This is a genomic window from Streptomonospora salina (assembly GCF_014204715.1).
Taxonomy (GTDB): Bacteria; Actinomycetota; Actinomycetes; order Streptosporangiales; family Streptosporangiaceae; genus Streptomonospora; species Streptomonospora salina.
This window is the reverse complement of record NZ_JACHLY010000001.1, coordinates 1395001-1410719: the sequence shown is the minus strand read 5'-3', so window position 1 is coordinate 1410719 and position 15719 is coordinate 1395001. Positions and strand designations below refer to the sequence as shown.

Below are 15719 nucleotides of genomic sequence, written 5' to 3'. Positions count from 1 at the left end.
CAGGCGGCGACGGAAACCGACGGCAGGTCACATGGTCTCCACCAGAGAACGGCATGCGCACCGCACCGAGCGCCGGGGCCGCGCCCGGGGACGCCGCAGGAAGCCCCCGCAGCGGCGCACCGGCGGCGGCGACGTCGCCCGCGGGGTCGTGCGCATCGTCGGCGAGCTGCTGTTCACCGCCGGCCTGCTGATGCTCTTCTTCGCCGCCTACGAGGTCTACGGCAAGCAGCTGGAGACCGACCAGGAGCAGCAGCAGCTCTCCCAAGGACTGGAGGAGAGCTGGTCGCAGCAGCAAGAGGAGGGGGGCCCCGACGCCGGCGCCATGCCCGGCGCCGCCGACAGCCGCCTCTACGTTCCCGAGCTGGATCTGAAGTGGGTCGTCGTCAACGGCGTATCCCAGGAGGACATCCGCTACAGCCCGGGCCACTACCGCGACGGCGACGTCTCCGGCGGCGACGCCACCGCAGCCGGCGAGCAGGGCAACTACGCCGTGGCCGGGCACCGCAACCCCGGTATCTTCTGGGACCTCGACGTGCTTGAGGACGGCGACGAGCTCGTACTCGAAGACGGCGACAACTTCTACACCTACGAAGTCGTCGAAGAGCGCACGGTCACCCCCGACGAGGTCGACGTGGTCGACCCCGACCCGTTCGATTCCGAGAACAACGACGACCCGCAGCGCAGCCTGCTGACACTGACGACCTGCGCACCCAAGCTCGACAACACGCACCGGCTGATCGTCCACGCCGAGCTGACCGACACCCGCCCCAAGGAGGACGGCATGCCCGACAGCATCGCCGACATGGCTCCGGACCGCCGGCAAGAGGGGGAGTGATCAGCCGATGTACGGTCTGATCTGGCGTGTACTGCCGGGCCCCTGGCCGGTGCGCCTGCTGCTGGCGGCGGTACTGGTCGCGGGGATCGCGGCAGGGCTGTGGTACTACGTCTTCCCGGCGATCGACCCCTATATGCCGTTCAACGACGGCGCAGTCGAGGCACCCTAGGGCCGGGTGGCCGGGGGCGACCGCCGCGGTTCCGCCCGCGGCGCGCCGCGGAGTGACGAACGCACCCGTGGACACGCCGCATGCGCCGGGGCGGCGCGGGATACCCTCGTCCCCGTGAGCAACTGGGGTAATTCAGCATGACGCTTGTCGACACCAACACCGAGGACCGGCTGAGCGGACTGCGGCAGTGGCAGCGCGAGGCCTACGGGGAGTACTTCCGCCGCGAGCCGCGCGACTTCCTGGCGGTGGCCACTCCCGGCGCCGGCAAGACCACGTTCGCGCTGACCCTCGCCGCCGAGCTGCTGGCCCGCCACGCCGTGCGGTCGGTCACCATCGTCTGTCCCACCGAGCACCTCAAGAAGCAATGGGCCGAGGCGGCGGCCGCGTTCGGCATCGCGATCGATCCGGAGTTCAAGAACGGGCAGGGTGCGCTGGGCAAGCAGTACACCGGCGCGGCCGTCACCTACGCGCAGATCGCGGCGCACCCCATGCTCCACCGCAACCGCACCGAATCCCGCCGCACCCTGGTGATCTTCGACGAGATCCACCACGCCGGCGACGCGCTCTCCTGGGGCGAGGCGGTACGCGAGGCGTTCGAGCCCGCCGCGCGGCGGCTCGCGCTGACGGGCACGCCGTTCCGCTCCGACGTCAACCCGATCCCGTTCGTCGAGTACGTGCAGGACACCAACGGCGTGCGGCGCTGCGCCTGGGACTACAGCTACGGTTACGCGCCGGCGCTTGCCGACGGCGTCGTGCGCCCGGTGATGTTCATGGCCTATTCCGGCGAGATGCGCTGGCGCACCACCGCCGGCGACGAGCTGGCCGCGCACCTGGGCGAACCGCTCACCCAGGACGCGCTGGCCCAGGCGTGGCGCGCGGCGCTGGATCCCAAGGGCGACTGGATCAAGAAGGTGCTGGCGGCCGCCGACCGCAGGCTCACCGAGGTCCGCAACAGCCACCCGGACGCCGGCGGCCTGGTGATCGCCACCGACCACGAGAACGCGCGGGCCTACGCCCGCATCCTGCGGCAGATCACCGGGCGCGGCGCCACCGTGGTGCTCTCCGACGACCCCACCGCCAGCAAGAAGATCAAGCGCTTCGCCGACTCCGACGACCGGTGGATGGTCGCGGTGCGCATGGTCTCCGAAGGAGTCGACGTGCCGCGGCTGATGGTGGGCGTCTACGCCACCACCACCAGCACGGCGCTGTTCTTCGCCCAGGTGGTGGGGCGCTTCGTGCGGACCCGCCGGCGGGGCGAGCTGGCGTCGGTGTTCCTGCCCTCGGTGCCGACCCTGCTGGAGTACGCCGGGGAGCTGGAGCGCGAGCGCGACCACGCGCTCGACCGCCCTCTGCGCGAGGACGGCGACCTCGAAGAGGACTTGGTCGAGGAGTCCCGGAAGAAGCGGGACACCCCCGACGCCGGCGACGAGCTGCCCTTCGAGACCATGGAGGCCTCGGCCGAGTTCGACCGGGCGCTCTACGACGGTTCGGAGTTCGGCGGCGGCACGCCGGACTCGCCCGAGGAGGAGGACTTCCTGGGCCTGCCCGGCCTCCTGGAGCCCGAGCAGGTCAGCCAGCTGCTGCGCAAGCGCAAATCCGAGCAGAAGGCCGGCGAGCACAAGGCCCCCGAGGAGCAGGAGAGCGGTCCGCCCGCCCACGAGGTCCTCGCCGACCTGCGCAAGGAGCTGAATTCGCTGGTGGGGGCCTGGCACCACCGCACCGGACAGCCGCACGGCGTGATCCACAGCGAGCTGCGCCGGGTCTGCGGGGGCCCGCCCATCGCCCAGGCGAGCCAGGATCAGATCCGTGAGCGCATCGCCAAGATCCGCGCCTGGGCCACGGGGCAGCGCTAGGTCGTTTTCTCCGGCGGGGCGCGGGCGCCCGCGGCTCCGCAGCACGGAGCAGCGGAGCGGACGGCGGACGGGAGCCGGGTGTGGTGCGGCGGTCTGCTGCACCCGTGCCGCCCGCCGCGGCGGGGCCGGTCCGTGCAGGGCGACGGCCGCGCAAGTACCGGCAAACACTGTGCAAGCTGGGCATGCCGCCCGACATTGTGCGTTATCGATTCACTACCGTCCGTGTGTATGGACTACGGTGGAAAGACCCTGAGTGACGCCATCAGCGGCAAATCGGGCACTGTGCTGTGCCTGTGCGGTGCCCTGGCCGTCGGTGCCGGAGCGCTGGCGGGCGGTGCCCTTGCCGCTGCGCCCGCCGCGGCGGCCGCCCCCGCTGCTCGCCACGCCGACTGCCCGATCGAGGACGGCCCCGTGCCGGGCGGCGGGCACCACCGCGACGACGACGGCCACCTCACCGCCGAACAGGCCGCCGAGTACGACCGCGAGCTGCGCGCCGCCCTGCGCGCACGCCAGGGCACGCGCCCCGGACAGGTCCGGCAGGATGCGACCGTGCCGGTCGCAGTGCACATCGTGCACGCCGAAGACGGTACGGGCGACGTCGCCGACAGCACCGTGCGCGAGCAGATCGACGTGCTGGACACGGCCTACGGCGGCGGCTACTCCGGCGCCGACACCGGGTTCGGATTCCGGCTCGCCGACCTCACCCGTACCGGCGACGACGCGTGGTTCGAGGACTTCGGCGCCCACGAGGACCGGATCAAAAGCGGCCTGCGCCAGGGCGGCGCCGAGACGCTCAACCTCTACATCGCCCCGCTGAGCGACGGAGTCCTGGGGCGGGCCGCCTTCCCCCAGGAGTATCCGGAGGATCCCGCCGCCGACGGCGTGGTGGTCGACCGGCGCACCGTCCCCGGCGGCGGCCACGCGGGCTTCGACCTGGGCTACACCGCCGTGCACGAGACCGGGCACTGGCTCGGCCTCTTCCACACGTTCCAGAACGGGTGCACCGATCCGGGCGACTACGTCGACGACACCCCCTACGAGGCCGAGCAGTCCTCCGGCTGCCCCGAAGGCCGCGACACCTGCCCCCACCGCGAAGGCGCCGATCCCGTGCACAACTTCATGAACTACAGCGACGACCCCTGCCTGGACCGTTTCACCGCGGGACAGGCCCAGCGCATGTCCGAGCACTGGACGGCGTTCCGCGACCCGCAGCAGCAAGCGGGCCGACAGCCCCGGCCCTGACCGCGCCGCCGTCCCGCCGCCGGCGGCGGGAGAACGCCGGTGCCCGCCTGCGCCCCGATAAACTCGGCGGCATGGCAGCGACCAAGACCTACCTCACGGGCATCCAGACCTCGGGCATGCCCCACCTCGGCAACTACTACGGCGCGATCCGGCCCGCGCTGACCGCAGCCGAGTCCAACGACAGCCTGTACTTCCTCGCGGACTACCATTCGCTGAATTCCGTCAAGGAACCGGAGAAACTGCGTGCGGACATCCGGTCGGTCGCCGCCACCTGGCTCGCCTGCGGGCTCGATCCCGAACGCACCGTGCTCTACCGCCAGTCGTCGGTGCCCGAGGTCTTCGAGCTGGCCACCATCCTGTCGACGGTCACTCCCAAGGGGCTGATGAACCGGGCGCACGCCTACAAGGCCGCGCGCGACCGCAACGAGGCGGCGGGCAGCTCCGAGCTCGACTCCGGGATCAACATGGGGCTGTTCAACTACCCCGTGCTCATGGCCGCCGACATCCTCATCATGGAGACCGACGTGGTGCCCGTCGGCCGCGACCAGACGCAGCACATCGAGTACACCGCCGACATCGCCCAGGCGTTCAACCGCCTCTACGGCGAGCACTACAGCTTCCCGGTCCCCGAGGGCGCCTACCCCGAGGGCGACGGCAGCATCCTGCCCGGCGTCGACGGGCGGAAGATGAGCAAGTCCTACGAGAACCACATCCCGCTGTTCATGCCGGAGAACAAGCTCAAGAAGCTGGTCCGGCGCATCCCCACCGACTCCACCCCGGTGGAGGAGCCCAAGGACCCCGACGGCTCCGTTCCGTTCCGGCTGCTGGCCTACCTCGCCGCCCCCGAACGCACCGACGACGTCCGCAAGCGCCTGGAGGCCGGCGGCATGGGCTGGGGCGACCTCAAGAACGAGCTCTTCGACGAGATCGACACCCGGTTCGGCCCGATGCGCGAGCGCTACAGCGAGCTGATGGAGCCGGGAAGCGAACTCGACGACATCCTGGAAACCGGCGCCCGGCGCGCCCGCCGCCGCGCCGCAGCGACCCTCGCCGAGGTCCGCCGCGCGATCGGCATCGACTGAGCGGAGTCCGGACCGGAGCCGCGGGCGACTCCCGGCCGCCCCGGCGGGCGGCCGGGGTGTCCGGCGCACTGGAGGGTTCGAGCGGGTCTAGCATGGCGGTCTCCGGAGCGGAGACCGCCCCGACCCCCGGCTGCTGTGAGGACGCATGACCTCTGATTCCCACCCCCGGCTGCGGTCCGGTGCCGCACCCGGCGGTGCGCCCGGAGTGCGGGCGGTCGCCGCCGCGCTGCGCGGTCTGTCACCGCACGCGTTCTTCCTCGAACGCGAGGTCGCCGGTCTGGCCGAGATCGTCCGGCCGGGCGACGTGTGCCTGGACATCGGCGCCGAATACGGGCTCTACACCCTCGCCCTGGCCGGTCTCGCCGGCCCCGGTGGCCGGGTCTGGGCCGTGGAGCCGCTGCCCGGACCGGCCCGGTTCCTGCGTTCGGCGGCGCGCACGCTGGGGGCCCGCAACGTCCGCGTCCTGCGCCGCGCCGTCGGCGCCGAGGAGGGCGCCGGCACGCTGAGCCTGCCGATGCGCCGCGGCCTGCCCGTGCACGGCCGCGCCTTCCTGACGACCGGGGCGCACGGGCGGGGGCCCAACGCCGAATTCGGCGCCGAGCGCACCGTCGAGACGCGGGTGAGCACGCTCGACACGCTGGTCGGCGAATCGGGCGAGCGGCGCGTCGACTTCGTCAAGGCCGACGTCGAGGGCGCCGAGCTGGCGGTGCTGGACGGTGCTGCGGCGACACTGCGCAGGCACCGGCCGGCGCTGCTGCTGGAGATCGAGGACCGCCACCTGGCGAAGTACGGTGCGCGCGCGGACGACCTGGTCGAACGGCTGGCGCAGTTGGGCTACAGCATGCGCGCACGGGTGGCCGGCGCATGGCGCAGCGCCGACCGGGTGCGCGAGGGGCACCGCAACTACCTGTTCACCGCTGTACGGCGGGACTGACCGCCGTCCGGGCCGCCGGACCGCAGGCGGCGGTCCCGCGGCCCGGGTGTTCAGAGACGGGCGTTCAGAGACGGGCGTTCAGAGACCGGCGGGCGTCCGTCGGCGCGGCGCGCGCGCCCCGACGCCCGACAGCCCCTCATTCCGCTACGACGGGTTCGCCCTCCAGCCGTACGCCGTGTGCGGCCATGCCGGTCCGCGCGGCGTCGACGCTCGCGCGGGAGACGCCGGCCGTCAGCCCCAGCAGGACGCGGGTGTCGAATCCGCGGTCGGCGGCGTCCTGCGCGGTCGCCCGCACGCAGTGGTCGGTGGCGATGCCCACGATGTCGACGGCGGTGGCGCCGTTGCCGCGCAGCCACTCCTCCAGGGTGCGGCCGTCGTCGGTTTCGCCTTCGAACCCGCTGTAGCCCGAGCTGTACTGCCCCTTGCGGAACACGGCGCCGACGTCGCCGGTCGCGAAGCCGGGATGGAACTCGGCGCCGTGCGTGCCCGCGACGCAGTGCCGCGGCCAGCTGTTCACGAAGTCGGGGTCGTCGGAGAAGTGGGGGCCGGGATCGATGTGGTGGTCGCGGGTGGCGGCGATCCTTCCGTAGGAGGCGCGGTTGTCGGCGATGTGTCCGGACGCCGCCTCGGCCACCGCGGCGCCGCCCGACACGGCCAGGCTTCCGTCCTCGCAGAAGTCGTTCTGCACGTCGACGACGATCAATGCCCGCATAGCGGTCCTCCTTCCGCCGGGTGGGCGGCGCCGCCGGATCCCGGCGCCGGATGTGTCCGGTCCGTAGCGCCGGCCCGCCCGAATCCGTCTGTGTCCTTGCCTGCCCCGCCGGCCCGGAACTCAGACCTGGGCGGGCTGTTCGAAGAGGGTCGGGATCACGGGCTCGGCCCGGTGCATGCGGCGGACGGTCTCGGGGAGCTCGGCGATGGAGCGGGCGTGGCGCTCGCGCGCCTGCCCGATCGGTTCGCGGCCCACGACCTCGCCGCCGGATACCAGCCGCTGCTGTAGCGGACGCAGGCGCGGCTCGTCCTGGGGCGGCTTCTCGTGGACGAACTCGGCGGTGGCGACGCCGTTCTCGTCCGTGCGGCGCGAGGCCCACTTGCGCCCGCCCTTGCTGGGCTTGCCCACCGAGCGTTTGGCCACCGGAACCAGTTCCTCGCCGCCGCCGTGCGCGGATCGGGCGACGAGCTTGTAGACCAGCGACGCGGTGGGCGAACCGGAACCGGTCACCAGCGCGGTGCCGACCCCGTAGCCGTCGACGGGGGCGACGGCCAGGGCTTGGATGGCGTGCTCGTCGAGGTCGCCGGTGACGATGACGCGGGTGTCGGGTGCGCCGAGCGCGTCCAGCTGGCGGCGCACCCGGTAAGCGGTGCGGCCGAGGTCGCCGGAGTCGACGCGCACACCGCCGAGCCCGGGGCCGCCCAGTTCGACGGCGGTGTGCACCGCCTCCTCCACGTCGAAGGTGTCCACCAGCAGCGTGGTGCCCTCGCCCAGGGCGCGCAGCTGCGCCTCGAAGGCCCCCTGCTCGGTGTCATGCACCAGTACGAACGAGTGTGCGCTGGTGCCCGCCGTGGGGATGCCGTACCGGCGTCCCGCCTCCAGATTGGACGTCGTGGCGAACCCGGTGAGGTAGGAGGCGCGGGCCGCCGCCACCGCCGACATCTCGTGGGTGCGGCGCGAACCCATTTCGATGATGGGACGGTCTCCGGCGGCCAGCGCCATGCGCGAGGCCGCCGAGGCGATGGCGCTGTCGTGGTTGTAGACCGACAGCGCGACGGTCTCCAGCAGCACCGATTCGGCGAAGGTGCCCTCGACGGCGAGGATCGGCGATCCGGGGAAGTAGCACTCGCCCTCGCCGTAGCCCCAGATGTCGCCGGTGAAGCGGTAGTCGGCCAGCCACTGCAGCGTGGCGTCGTCGAATCCGCCGGTGTCGGCGAGGTAGTCCAGCGCCGCGGTGTCGAACCGGAAGCGCTGGAGCGCTTCCAGGAACCGGTCGGTGCCGGCGACGACGCCGTAGCCGCGATTCTCGGGGAGCCTGCGGGCGAACATCTCGAACACGCACCGCCGGTCCGCGGCCCCGCTCTGCAGTGCCCCTTGCAGCATCGTCAACTCGTACCTGTCGGTGAGGAGCGCGCTGCTCGCATCGTGGGTCATAGCGCATCAGCCTAGTTTGTGACTATCAGTATCAAAATAGGGCGCCTGCTATGACTCTGCCCACGAGAACCGCCTTCCAACAGTGGCACCATGGAGGGCAGCGGATGCGGAACGCGGCGGCCCGGACAGCCGCGCAGCGGCCGCCCCCGCGCAGCTACAGCCGAACGACGGTGACCAGAGGCAGGTGAACCCCATGAGTACGGCCCCGGCCGGTCTGGAGCGCCCCGAGACCGAGGAGCGTGCGGCGCCGGACCTCCCGTGGGTGACGATCGTGTGGAACGACCCGGTCAACCTGATGTCCTATGTCACCTACGTCTTCCAGGCCGTGTTCGGCTACCCCCGGGGTACGGCGCACAAGCTCATGCTGGACGTCCACCACAAGGGCCGCGCCGTGGTCTCCAGCGGCAGCAGGGAAGAGATGGAGCGCGACGTCGCGACCCTGCACGAATACGGCCTATGGGCCACACTGCAGCAGGACACGTGACGGGCGGCCGCGGAAAGGCGACCTGGATGGCATTCGGATTCCGAGCCGCCGCCGGCGGCGGCGTGGTGATCGACCTCGACTCCGACGAGGCCGATATTCTGCGCGCTATGGGCGGACTCGTCCTGGACCTGGTGGAAGCGCCGCCGGAGAAGGACGAATTCGAGCGCATCGTCGGCATCGGCGCCAACGCCGAAAAGCCCGACGATCCCGTGCTCGCCCGGCTCTTCCCCGACGCCTACGGCGACGACGCCGGCGCCGCCGGCGACTTCCGGCGCTACACCGAGGACGGCCTGCGCCTGCACAAGCGCGAGAACGCCCGCCGGATCCTGGACGCGCTGCCCGCCGACGGCGGCGGGCGGGTCGACCTCGACGCCGGCGGCGCCCACGCCTGGATGAAGTCCCTCAACGACGTCCGGCTCGCCCTGGGGACCCGGCTGGGGATCGACGAGGAGACCCACGACGCCTACCTGCGCGGTGAGGACGCGGTCCCCGAGACCGACGCCGCGGCCATGCACCTGTACGACTGGCTCGGCATGCTGCAGGAGAGCCTGGTGGAGGCGCTGTCCGACGCCGCGGAAGGAGGGAAGTGAACCCGGGGCGACAAGACATACCCAGTGGGTGGGTAGGGAAATTTCCTCGGCTACGCTGAGACCCATGCTGAGGATCAACCGCACGATCTACGACCGGATCGTCGCTCATTCGCGCCGCGACCACCCCGATGAGGCGTGCGGCATCGTCGCCGGCCCGGAGGGGTCCGACCGGCCCGAGCGGTTCGTCGAGATGGCCAACGCCGAGCGCTCTCCGACGTTCTACCGGTTCGACTCCAAGGAGCAGCTCACGGTCTGGCGCGAGATGGACGACCGCGACGAGGAGCCCGTGGTCGTGTACCACTCCCACACCGCCACCGAGGCCTACCCTTCGCGCACCGACATCTCCTACGCGTCCGAGCCCCATGCCCACTACGTACTCGTCTCCACCCGCGACCCCGAGACCGAGGAGTTCCGCTCCTACCGCATCGTGGACGGCGAGGTGACCGAGGAGCCGGTCGAGGTCGTCGAGGACGAGCCCGCCGCCTAGGGCGGCCCGCGGCGCGGCCGGTCGGACCGGTCCCCGCGCCCGCCCCGGGCGCAACCCGCGGCTCCGGTGCGGAATCAGCGCCAGGCCCGGCCTGTTGGAAACCAGAGCAACAGAGTGCGCGCCCACGGGCGGCGCGGCCGGCGTCCGCACGCCCGCGACAGCACACAGACGCAGACGTCCACACGCTACGGAGAAACGCTCATGGCCATCGAGGTCCGCATCCCCACGATCCTGCGCAACCTGACCGGCGACGCCAAGGCCGTCGAGGGCGAGGGATCCTCCCTCGGCGAGCTCATCACCGACCTCGACAAGCGCCACCCCGGGCTGCAGGAGCGAATCGTCGCCGACGGCAAGTTGCGCCGCTTCATCAACGTCTACCTCAACGACGAGGACGTCCGCTTCCTCGGAGGGATGGACGCCCCGGTGGCCGACGGCGACACCGTCACGATCCTGCCCGCGGTCGCGGGCGGTATGCGCTGACCGCCGCCATGCGATTCGACTCCCTCCTGGACTCGCTGGGCGGCACCCCGCTGGTGGGGCTGCCCCGGCTCTCTCCGTCGCCGGACGTGCGGCTGTGGGCCAAGCTGGAGGACCGCAACCCCACCGGCTCGATCAAGGACCGCGTCGCGTTCGCCATGGTCCAGCAGGGCGAAAAGGACGGGGTGCTCACGCCGGGCTGCACCATCCTGGAGCCGACCTCCGGAAACACCGGCATCTCCCTCGCCATGGTCGCCAAGCTGCGCGGCTACCGGATGGTCTGCGTGATGCCGGAGAACACCTCGGCCGAACGCCGCCAGCTGCTGGAGATGTGGGGAGCCGAGATCCACTACTCCCCGGCCCAGGGCGGCTCCAACGAGGCGGTGCGGGTCGCCAAAGCCATGGCCGCCGAGCACCCCGACTGGGCGATGCTCTACCAGTACGGCAACCCGGCCAACGCCCGTGCCCACTACGAGGCGACCGGGCCCGAGCTGCTGGCCGACCTTCCCGGGATCACGCACTTCGTAGCCGGTCTGGGCACCACCGGCACCCTCATGGGGGTCGGCCGGTACCTGCGCGAACAGCGGCCCGGGACCAAGATCGTGGCCGCCGAGCCCCGCTACGGCGAACTGGTCTACGGGCTGCGCAACCTCGACGAGGGGTTCGTTCCCGAGCTCTACGACGAGTCGGTGCTCACCACCCGCTTCTCGGTGCCCTCCGACGCCGCGCTGAAGCGCACTCGCGAGCTGCTGGAGAACGAGGGCATCTTCGCGGGCATCTCCACCGGCGGTGCGCTGCACGCCGCGATGGGTATGGCCGCCAAGGCGGCCAAGGCCGGAGAGGAGGCCGACATCGCATTCGTCATCGCCGACGCCGGCTGGAAGTACCTCTCCACCGGCGCCTACGAGGGGACGCTCGAAGAGGCGGAGCAGCGTATCGACGGCCAACTCTGGGCCTAGGCCCGGAGCGCCGGGCAGGTGAGCGGGCGGGCATCCGGAGCGCGACCGGTGCCCGCCCGCAGCCGTATCCGCATCCCCCGCCGCCGTCGTCGCGAGCGCAGACCGGGGGCGGGTGGCACGAATAGAACGGCGTTCGGTTCAATGGGTCCCATGACCCGATTCGACACCGCCACCGCCGTCACCGCGTCCTCCGCCGAAGGCGGCTACACCGCCGATCTCGACGCCGGATACCTCATCGGCCAGGCCATGAACGGCGGCTACATGATGGCCGTCATGCAGCGCGCCGCGCTGGAGGCCTCCCCGCACCCGCACGCGGTCTCCTCGTCGTTCAATTTCCTGCGCCCCGCCGGGGCCGGTCCGGCCGCGGTCGAGACCGAGGTCCTCAAGGCCGGACGCACCGTCGCCACCGTGCGCGTCACGCTGCGCCAAGCGGGAAAGCCGTGTGTGACCGGTACCCTCGCCACCGCCGAGATCGACTCCGGTGCGGTTCCCGAGTACGCCGTCGCCGCGCCGCAGCTGCCGCCCATGGCCCGGTGCCGCGTCTACGACCCGCGCGCCGGGGCCGAGGAGGCCCCCTCCTTCATCCGCCGGGTCGCCCAGTACTACACCGAGGAGTCCTGGCAGCGGCTGCGGGGCCGCGCAGCCGAGCCCGCGCCCGACCTGGCCGGCTACCTGCACGTCAGCGAGGAGGACGGCGGCCCCGCCTGCGACGACCCCGCCCTGTTCCTTCCGCTGGCCGTCGACGCCCTGCCGCCCGTGGTCACCGTCTTCGGCTCCTGGCGCTGGGCCCCCACGGTCGAACTCACCTGGCACATGCGCGCGGTGCCCCAACCGGGCCCGCTGATGTTCCGCGCGCGTGCCGACGCCGTCAACGACGGCTGGTTCGACGAGACCGTGGACCTGTGGGATGTGAAGGGAACCCTGGTGGCGCAGAGCCGCCAACTTGCGCGGTCGGATTGGTAGACCTTCCGGTTTGTACCGATCTGACCTGGAAAAACAGGTGTGTTGGTATGTGTGAACAACTCACATGTGATTCAACACGCGTGAGACGCGAGCCACATTCGGTACCGCTGGTGCGGTCGTTGGGGTAGACCCGTAACACGGAGAACACGCAGGGGCCCACCACGCGATACACCGGCTTCACGTGTGCGTCTCCGCGGAGGCACCCCAGTGAAAAGGCTATGCACCGTGCGACTCACCATCATCGGCTCTTCGGGAAGCTTCCCCGGTCCGGCCAGCCCCGCTTCCTGCTATCTGGTGGAGGCCGAGGGGTTCCGGCTCTTGCTGGACATGGGGAACGGGGCGCTCGGCGTGCTGCAGCGCTACGCCGACATCTACGGGATCGACGCCGTCTATCTCAGCCATCTGCACGCCGACCACTGCTTCGACCTCTGCTCCTACTGGGTCGCCCGGACCTTCGCGCCGGACGGTCCGAAACCGCCCCTGCCGGTGTACGGTCCGCCGGGGGTGGCCGACCGGATGGCCGAGGTCTACGGCCTGGATTCCGACCCCGGCATGCGCGAGACCTTCGACTTCCGCGAGCTCGCCCCCGGTGAGATCTCCGTCGGTCCGATGACCGCACGCCTGGACCGCGTGAACCACCCGGTCGACGCCTTCGGGATCCGCCTGGAGCACCGGGGCGGCAGCCTCGCCTACAGCGGCGACACCGGCGCGTGCGACGAGCTGGTCTCCCTCGCCGACCGCACCGACCTGTTCCTGTGCGAGGCGTCCTTCCACGATCACCGGGAGCACCCCAAGGACATGCACCTCACCGGCAGTGAAGCGGGCGAGCACGCGGCGCGCGCGGCGGCCCAGCGGCTGCTCCTGACCCATCTGGTGCCCTGGAACGACGACGAGTGCACCGTCGCCGAGGCGCGCAGCACCTACGACGGGCCCATCGACCTCGCCCGCTCCGGCGGTGTCTACGAGATCGGCGACACCGCCCTGAACCCGGTCTGATCCGGCGGTCCCTATGGCGCCCCCGCCGGGTCCTACCGGGAGGGGGCGCCGCCGTCGCCCTCCGGAAGTGCGGAACCGGCGGCCGGACTCGCCGGCGCCGCCGAGGTGCCCTCCTGGAACGGCGCCTCCGCGAGGATCTCCCGGGCGGTCGCGGTGGCTCCGTCCAGCAGAGCGCGGGTCTCGATCCGCTCGGTATTGCTCGTCGTGGACACCAGCATGCCCGGCAGGTGCAGATTCACCCCGGTGAACATCTCGCCGGCGTCCCACTTCGCGAGCCCGCCCATCGCCGACAGCGCCTCCGTAGTGAAGAAGGAGTCGTCGCGCCGGGCGCGCACCGGCACATGGCCGGGATAGTCCACAACGCTCGTGCCGGGTGTGAAGGTCACCATCACGACCTCGCTGCCGTTGCTGGCGTCGAAGCCGGCCCAGGAGCACTCCAGCCGGTTCTCGGTGCGCACCTCGGTGAACTCCGGGCGCTCCAGCCGGTCGACGGCCTCGGACATGTGCGCCTCGATGCCCGTCGCGTCGCACGAGGCGGGCAGCGGCAGCGGATCGACGCCGCGGTCCCGGGCCTCGCCGTCTTCGGCGGCGTCGGGCGAGGGGGCGGGGCCGGTAACGGGCTCGCCGCCGACGGCGGACCATCCGGGGGAGGGCGTCGCCGACGTGTGTGGCGAGGGCGATCCCGCATCGGAGGAGCCGTCGGGACCGGACGCGCACCCGCCGGCGGTGAGTGCGGCGACGGCCGCGACGACGGCCAGCCGCGTCCGCGATCCCTCTATCGGAACGAATCTCATCGCGTGCTGACCCTCTACATCCGGCGGTGCTCAGGCCGCCCGCGATCCGCGACCGCGTCGGCACCACCCATGGTGTCACCTTCCGGACACGAACCGGGGGCGTGCGGCGTGACCGTAAGCCAAGGGATACCTCGTGGCGCCGGCGGCGCGCGTGCCTGTCCGGCGGCGCGCCTCAAGCTGTCGCGCAGATAGGCTTTCGCGCATGGCACGACCCGACGGACGCGCTCCGAACCAACTGCGACCCGTAACGATCACCCGCAACTGGCTGCGGCATGCGGAAGGCTCCGCCCTCATCGAGTTCGGCGACACCCGCGTGCTGTGCGCGGCCACCGTCGAGGACGGCGTTCCGCGCTGGCGGCGCGGCACCGGAGAGGGCTGGGTCACCGCCGAGTACGCGATGCTGCCCCGATCCACCGACACCCGCGGCCCCCGGGAGTCGGTCAAGGGCAAGATCGGCGGCCGCACCCACGAGATCTCCCGCCTGGTAGGGCGGTCCCTGCGCGCCGTCGTCGATTTCAAGGCGATGGGCGAGCACACCGTGACACTGGACTGCGACGTGCTCCAGGCCGACGGCGGCACCCGCACCGCGGCGATCACCGGCGCCTACACGGCGCTGTCCGATGCGTTCAAGCACCTGCGCAAGAAGCGCAACCTGAAGAACAACCCGCTCAGGGACTCGGTGTCGGCGATCAGCGTGGGCATCGTGCAGGACCAGGCGCGCCTGGACCTGAACTACCTGGAGGACTCCGTCGCCCAGACCGACATGAACGTCGTGGTCACCGGGTCGGGCGACTTCGTCGAGGTGCAGGGCACGGCCGAGGGCGCACCGTTCGACCGCGCCCGGCTCGACAGCCTGCTGGATCTGGCCGTCTCCGGCTGCACGGAGCTGACCGAGCACCAGAAGAAGGCGCTGTCCGGATGAGCGACCGCATCACGGTGGTGCTGGCCACCCGGAACGCCAAGAAGCTGCCGGAGATGCGGGAGATCCTGGCCGGGGCGGGGCTGGACGCCGACGTGGCCGGGCTGGCGGACTACCCCGACGCCCCCGAGGTCGCGGAGACCGAAGCGACGTTCGCGGGCAACGCGGGGCTCAAGGCGCGCGCGATCGCGCGCCATACCGGGCTGCCGGCGATCGCCGACGACTCCGGGTTGCGCGTCGACGCACTCAACGGGATGCCGGGGGTGCTGTCGGCGCGCTGGTCCGGGCGCTTCGGCTCGGCGTCCGGCGACATGGACGCGGCCAACCTCGACCTCGTGCTGGACCAGCTCGCCGACACCCCGGACGAGCGTCGCGGAGCCGAGTTCGTGGCCGCAGCCGTGCTCGCCGTGCCGCGCGGCACCGCGCCCCGGCCCGGGGAGGAGACCGAGGAGGCCGCCGAAGGCGTGCTGCGCGGCAGTCTGCTGCGCCGACGCCGCGGGACCGGCGGTTTCGGCTATGACCCGATCTTCGTCCCCGACGGACAGGCGCGGACCACGGCCGAGATGAGCGCCGAAGACAAGAACGCCATCAGCCACCGCGGGATCGCCTTCCGCAAGCTCGCCCGGAGGCTGGGCGAGCTGCTGTGACCCGGGACCGGGCGGCTTCGCCGGTCCGCCGGCGGGGCCGGTCCCGGGGGAACGTCTCCCCGTATTGCATCGGGGATCGATCTGTGGTTAACATATGAGGCCGACGGGGACACAGTCCTGCGAGCAGGCGGAACCGGCGTCG

Annotated in this window: 18 protein-coding genes; 15 read left to right on the top strand and 3 right to left on the bottom strand. The window is 71.7% G+C overall.

What is annotated here, in order from left to right:
- The first annotated feature begins 31 nt into the window (after positions 1 to 31).
- The 6 genes from HNR25_RS06290 (at position 32) to HNR25_RS06265 (ending at position 6115) form a co-directional block, all read left to right on the top strand.
- Positions 32 to 835, top strand: a complete 804-nt coding sequence (locus HNR25_RS06290; protein ID WP_184633770.1) for a class E sortase — start codon at positions 32 to 34, stop codon at positions 833 to 835.
- A gap of 7 nt (positions 836 to 842) precedes the next feature.
- The gene (locus tag HNR25_RS06285) at positions 843 to 1004 is read left to right on the top strand and encodes a hypothetical protein (protein WP_184633769.1); all 162 of its coding nucleotides are present in this window, start codon (positions 843 to 845) and stop codon (positions 1002 to 1004) included.
- A 137-nt stretch (positions 1005 to 1141) separates the two neighbouring features.
- Positions 1142 to 2857 (top strand): DEAD/DEAH box helicase, encoded by a 1716-nt coding sequence (locus HNR25_RS06280; RefSeq protein WP_184633768.1) that lies wholly within the window; start codon positions 1142 to 1144, stop codon positions 2855 to 2857.
- 228 nt (positions 2858 to 3085) lie between these two features.
- Complete coding sequence (locus HNR25_RS06275; RefSeq protein ID WP_184633767.1) at positions 3086 to 4099, top strand: zinc metalloprotease; 1014 nt, start codon at positions 3086 to 3088, stop codon at positions 4097 to 4099.
- A gap of 71 nt (positions 4100 to 4170) precedes the next feature.
- Positions 4171 to 5181: a tryptophan--tRNA ligase gene (locus tag HNR25_RS06270; protein ID WP_184633766.1), complete on the top strand. Its 1011-nt coding sequence runs from the start codon at positions 4171 to 4173 to the stop codon at positions 5179 to 5181.
- Between the two features lie 145 nt (positions 5182 to 5326).
- Complete coding sequence (locus HNR25_RS06265) at positions 5327 to 6115, top strand: FkbM family methyltransferase (RefSeq protein ID WP_184633765.1); 789 nt, start codon at positions 5327 to 5329, stop codon at positions 6113 to 6115.
- Positions 6116 to 6251: 136 nt separating this feature from the next.
- Here the strand turns inward: HNR25_RS06265 and HNR25_RS06260 are convergent, their stop codons facing one another.
- Together HNR25_RS06260 and HNR25_RS06255 are read right to left on the bottom strand one after the other, a co-directional pair.
- Entirely contained in the window at positions 6252 to 6827 is a 576-nt protein-coding gene (locus tag HNR25_RS06260; RefSeq protein ID WP_184633764.1) for an isochorismatase family protein, read from the bottom strand.
- A gap of 120 nt (positions 6828 to 6947) precedes the next feature.
- Entirely contained in the window at positions 6948 to 8261 is a 1314-nt protein-coding gene (locus HNR25_RS06255) for a nicotinate phosphoribosyltransferase (RefSeq protein ID WP_184633763.1), read from the bottom strand.
- Between the two features lie 193 nt (positions 8262 to 8454).
- Here HNR25_RS06255 and clpS point away from each other — a divergent pair, with 193 nt between their 5' ends.
- The 7 genes from clpS (at position 8455) to HNR25_RS06220 (ending at position 13217) form a co-directional block, all read left to right on the top strand.
- Complete coding sequence (gene clpS / locus HNR25_RS06250) at positions 8455 to 8745, top strand: ATP-dependent Clp protease adapter ClpS (RefSeq protein WP_184633762.1); 291 nt, start codon at positions 8455 to 8457, stop codon at positions 8743 to 8745.
- A 26-nt stretch (positions 8746 to 8771) separates the two neighbouring features.
- Entirely contained in the window at positions 8772 to 9335 is a 564-nt protein-coding gene (locus tag HNR25_RS06245; RefSeq protein WP_184633761.1) for a DUF2017 domain-containing protein, read from the top strand.
- Positions 9336 to 9399: 64 nt separating this feature from the next.
- On the top strand, positions 9400 to 9822 hold the full coding sequence (locus HNR25_RS06240; protein WP_184633760.1) for a M67 family metallopeptidase: 423 nt from the start codon (positions 9400 to 9402) through the stop codon (positions 9820 to 9822).
- 201 nt (positions 9823 to 10023) lie between these two features.
- Positions 10024 to 10302, top strand: coding sequence for a MoaD/ThiS family protein (locus HNR25_RS06235; RefSeq protein ID WP_184633759.1), 279 nt, complete (start codon positions 10024 to 10026; stop codon positions 10300 to 10302).
- A gap of 8 nt (positions 10303 to 10310) precedes the next feature.
- Complete coding sequence (locus HNR25_RS06230) at positions 10311 to 11258, top strand: PLP-dependent cysteine synthase family protein (RefSeq protein ID WP_184633758.1); 948 nt, start codon at positions 10311 to 10313, stop codon at positions 11256 to 11258.
- Between the two features lie 150 nt (positions 11259 to 11408).
- Positions 11409 to 12221 carry a thioesterase family protein gene (locus HNR25_RS06225; RefSeq protein ID WP_246463530.1) on the top strand — a complete coding sequence of 271 codons (813 nt, stop codon included), beginning with the start codon at positions 11409 to 11411 and terminating at the stop codon, positions 12219 to 12221.
- Between the two features lie 225 nt (positions 12222 to 12446).
- Positions 12447 to 13217 (top strand): MBL fold metallo-hydrolase, encoded by a 771-nt coding sequence (locus HNR25_RS06220; RefSeq protein WP_184633756.1) that lies wholly within the window; start codon positions 12447 to 12449, stop codon positions 13215 to 13217.
- A gap of 32 nt (positions 13218 to 13249) precedes the next feature.
- On the opposite strand, the gene HNR25_RS06215 is transcribed toward HNR25_RS06220, so the two are convergent.
- Positions 13250 to 14011: a hypothetical protein gene (locus HNR25_RS06215; protein ID WP_184633755.1), complete on the bottom strand. Its 762-nt coding sequence runs from the start codon at positions 14009 to 14011 to the stop codon at positions 13250 to 13252.
- 202 nt (positions 14012 to 14213) lie between these two features.
- Between HNR25_RS06215 and rph the strand changes: the two genes are divergently transcribed.
- A complete protein-coding gene (rph, locus tag HNR25_RS06210; protein ID WP_184633754.1) occupies positions 14214 to 14933 on the top strand; it encodes a ribonuclease PH in 720 nt (239 codons plus the stop codon).
- Complete coding sequence (gene rdgB / locus HNR25_RS06205; RefSeq protein ID WP_184633753.1) at positions 14930 to 15577, top strand: RdgB/HAM1 family non-canonical purine NTP pyrophosphatase; 648 nt, start codon at positions 14930 to 14932, stop codon at positions 15575 to 15577. The genes rph and rdgB overlap by 4 nt, the downstream gene beginning before the upstream one ends.
- The last annotated feature ends 142 nt before the right edge of the window (positions 15578 to 15719 follow it).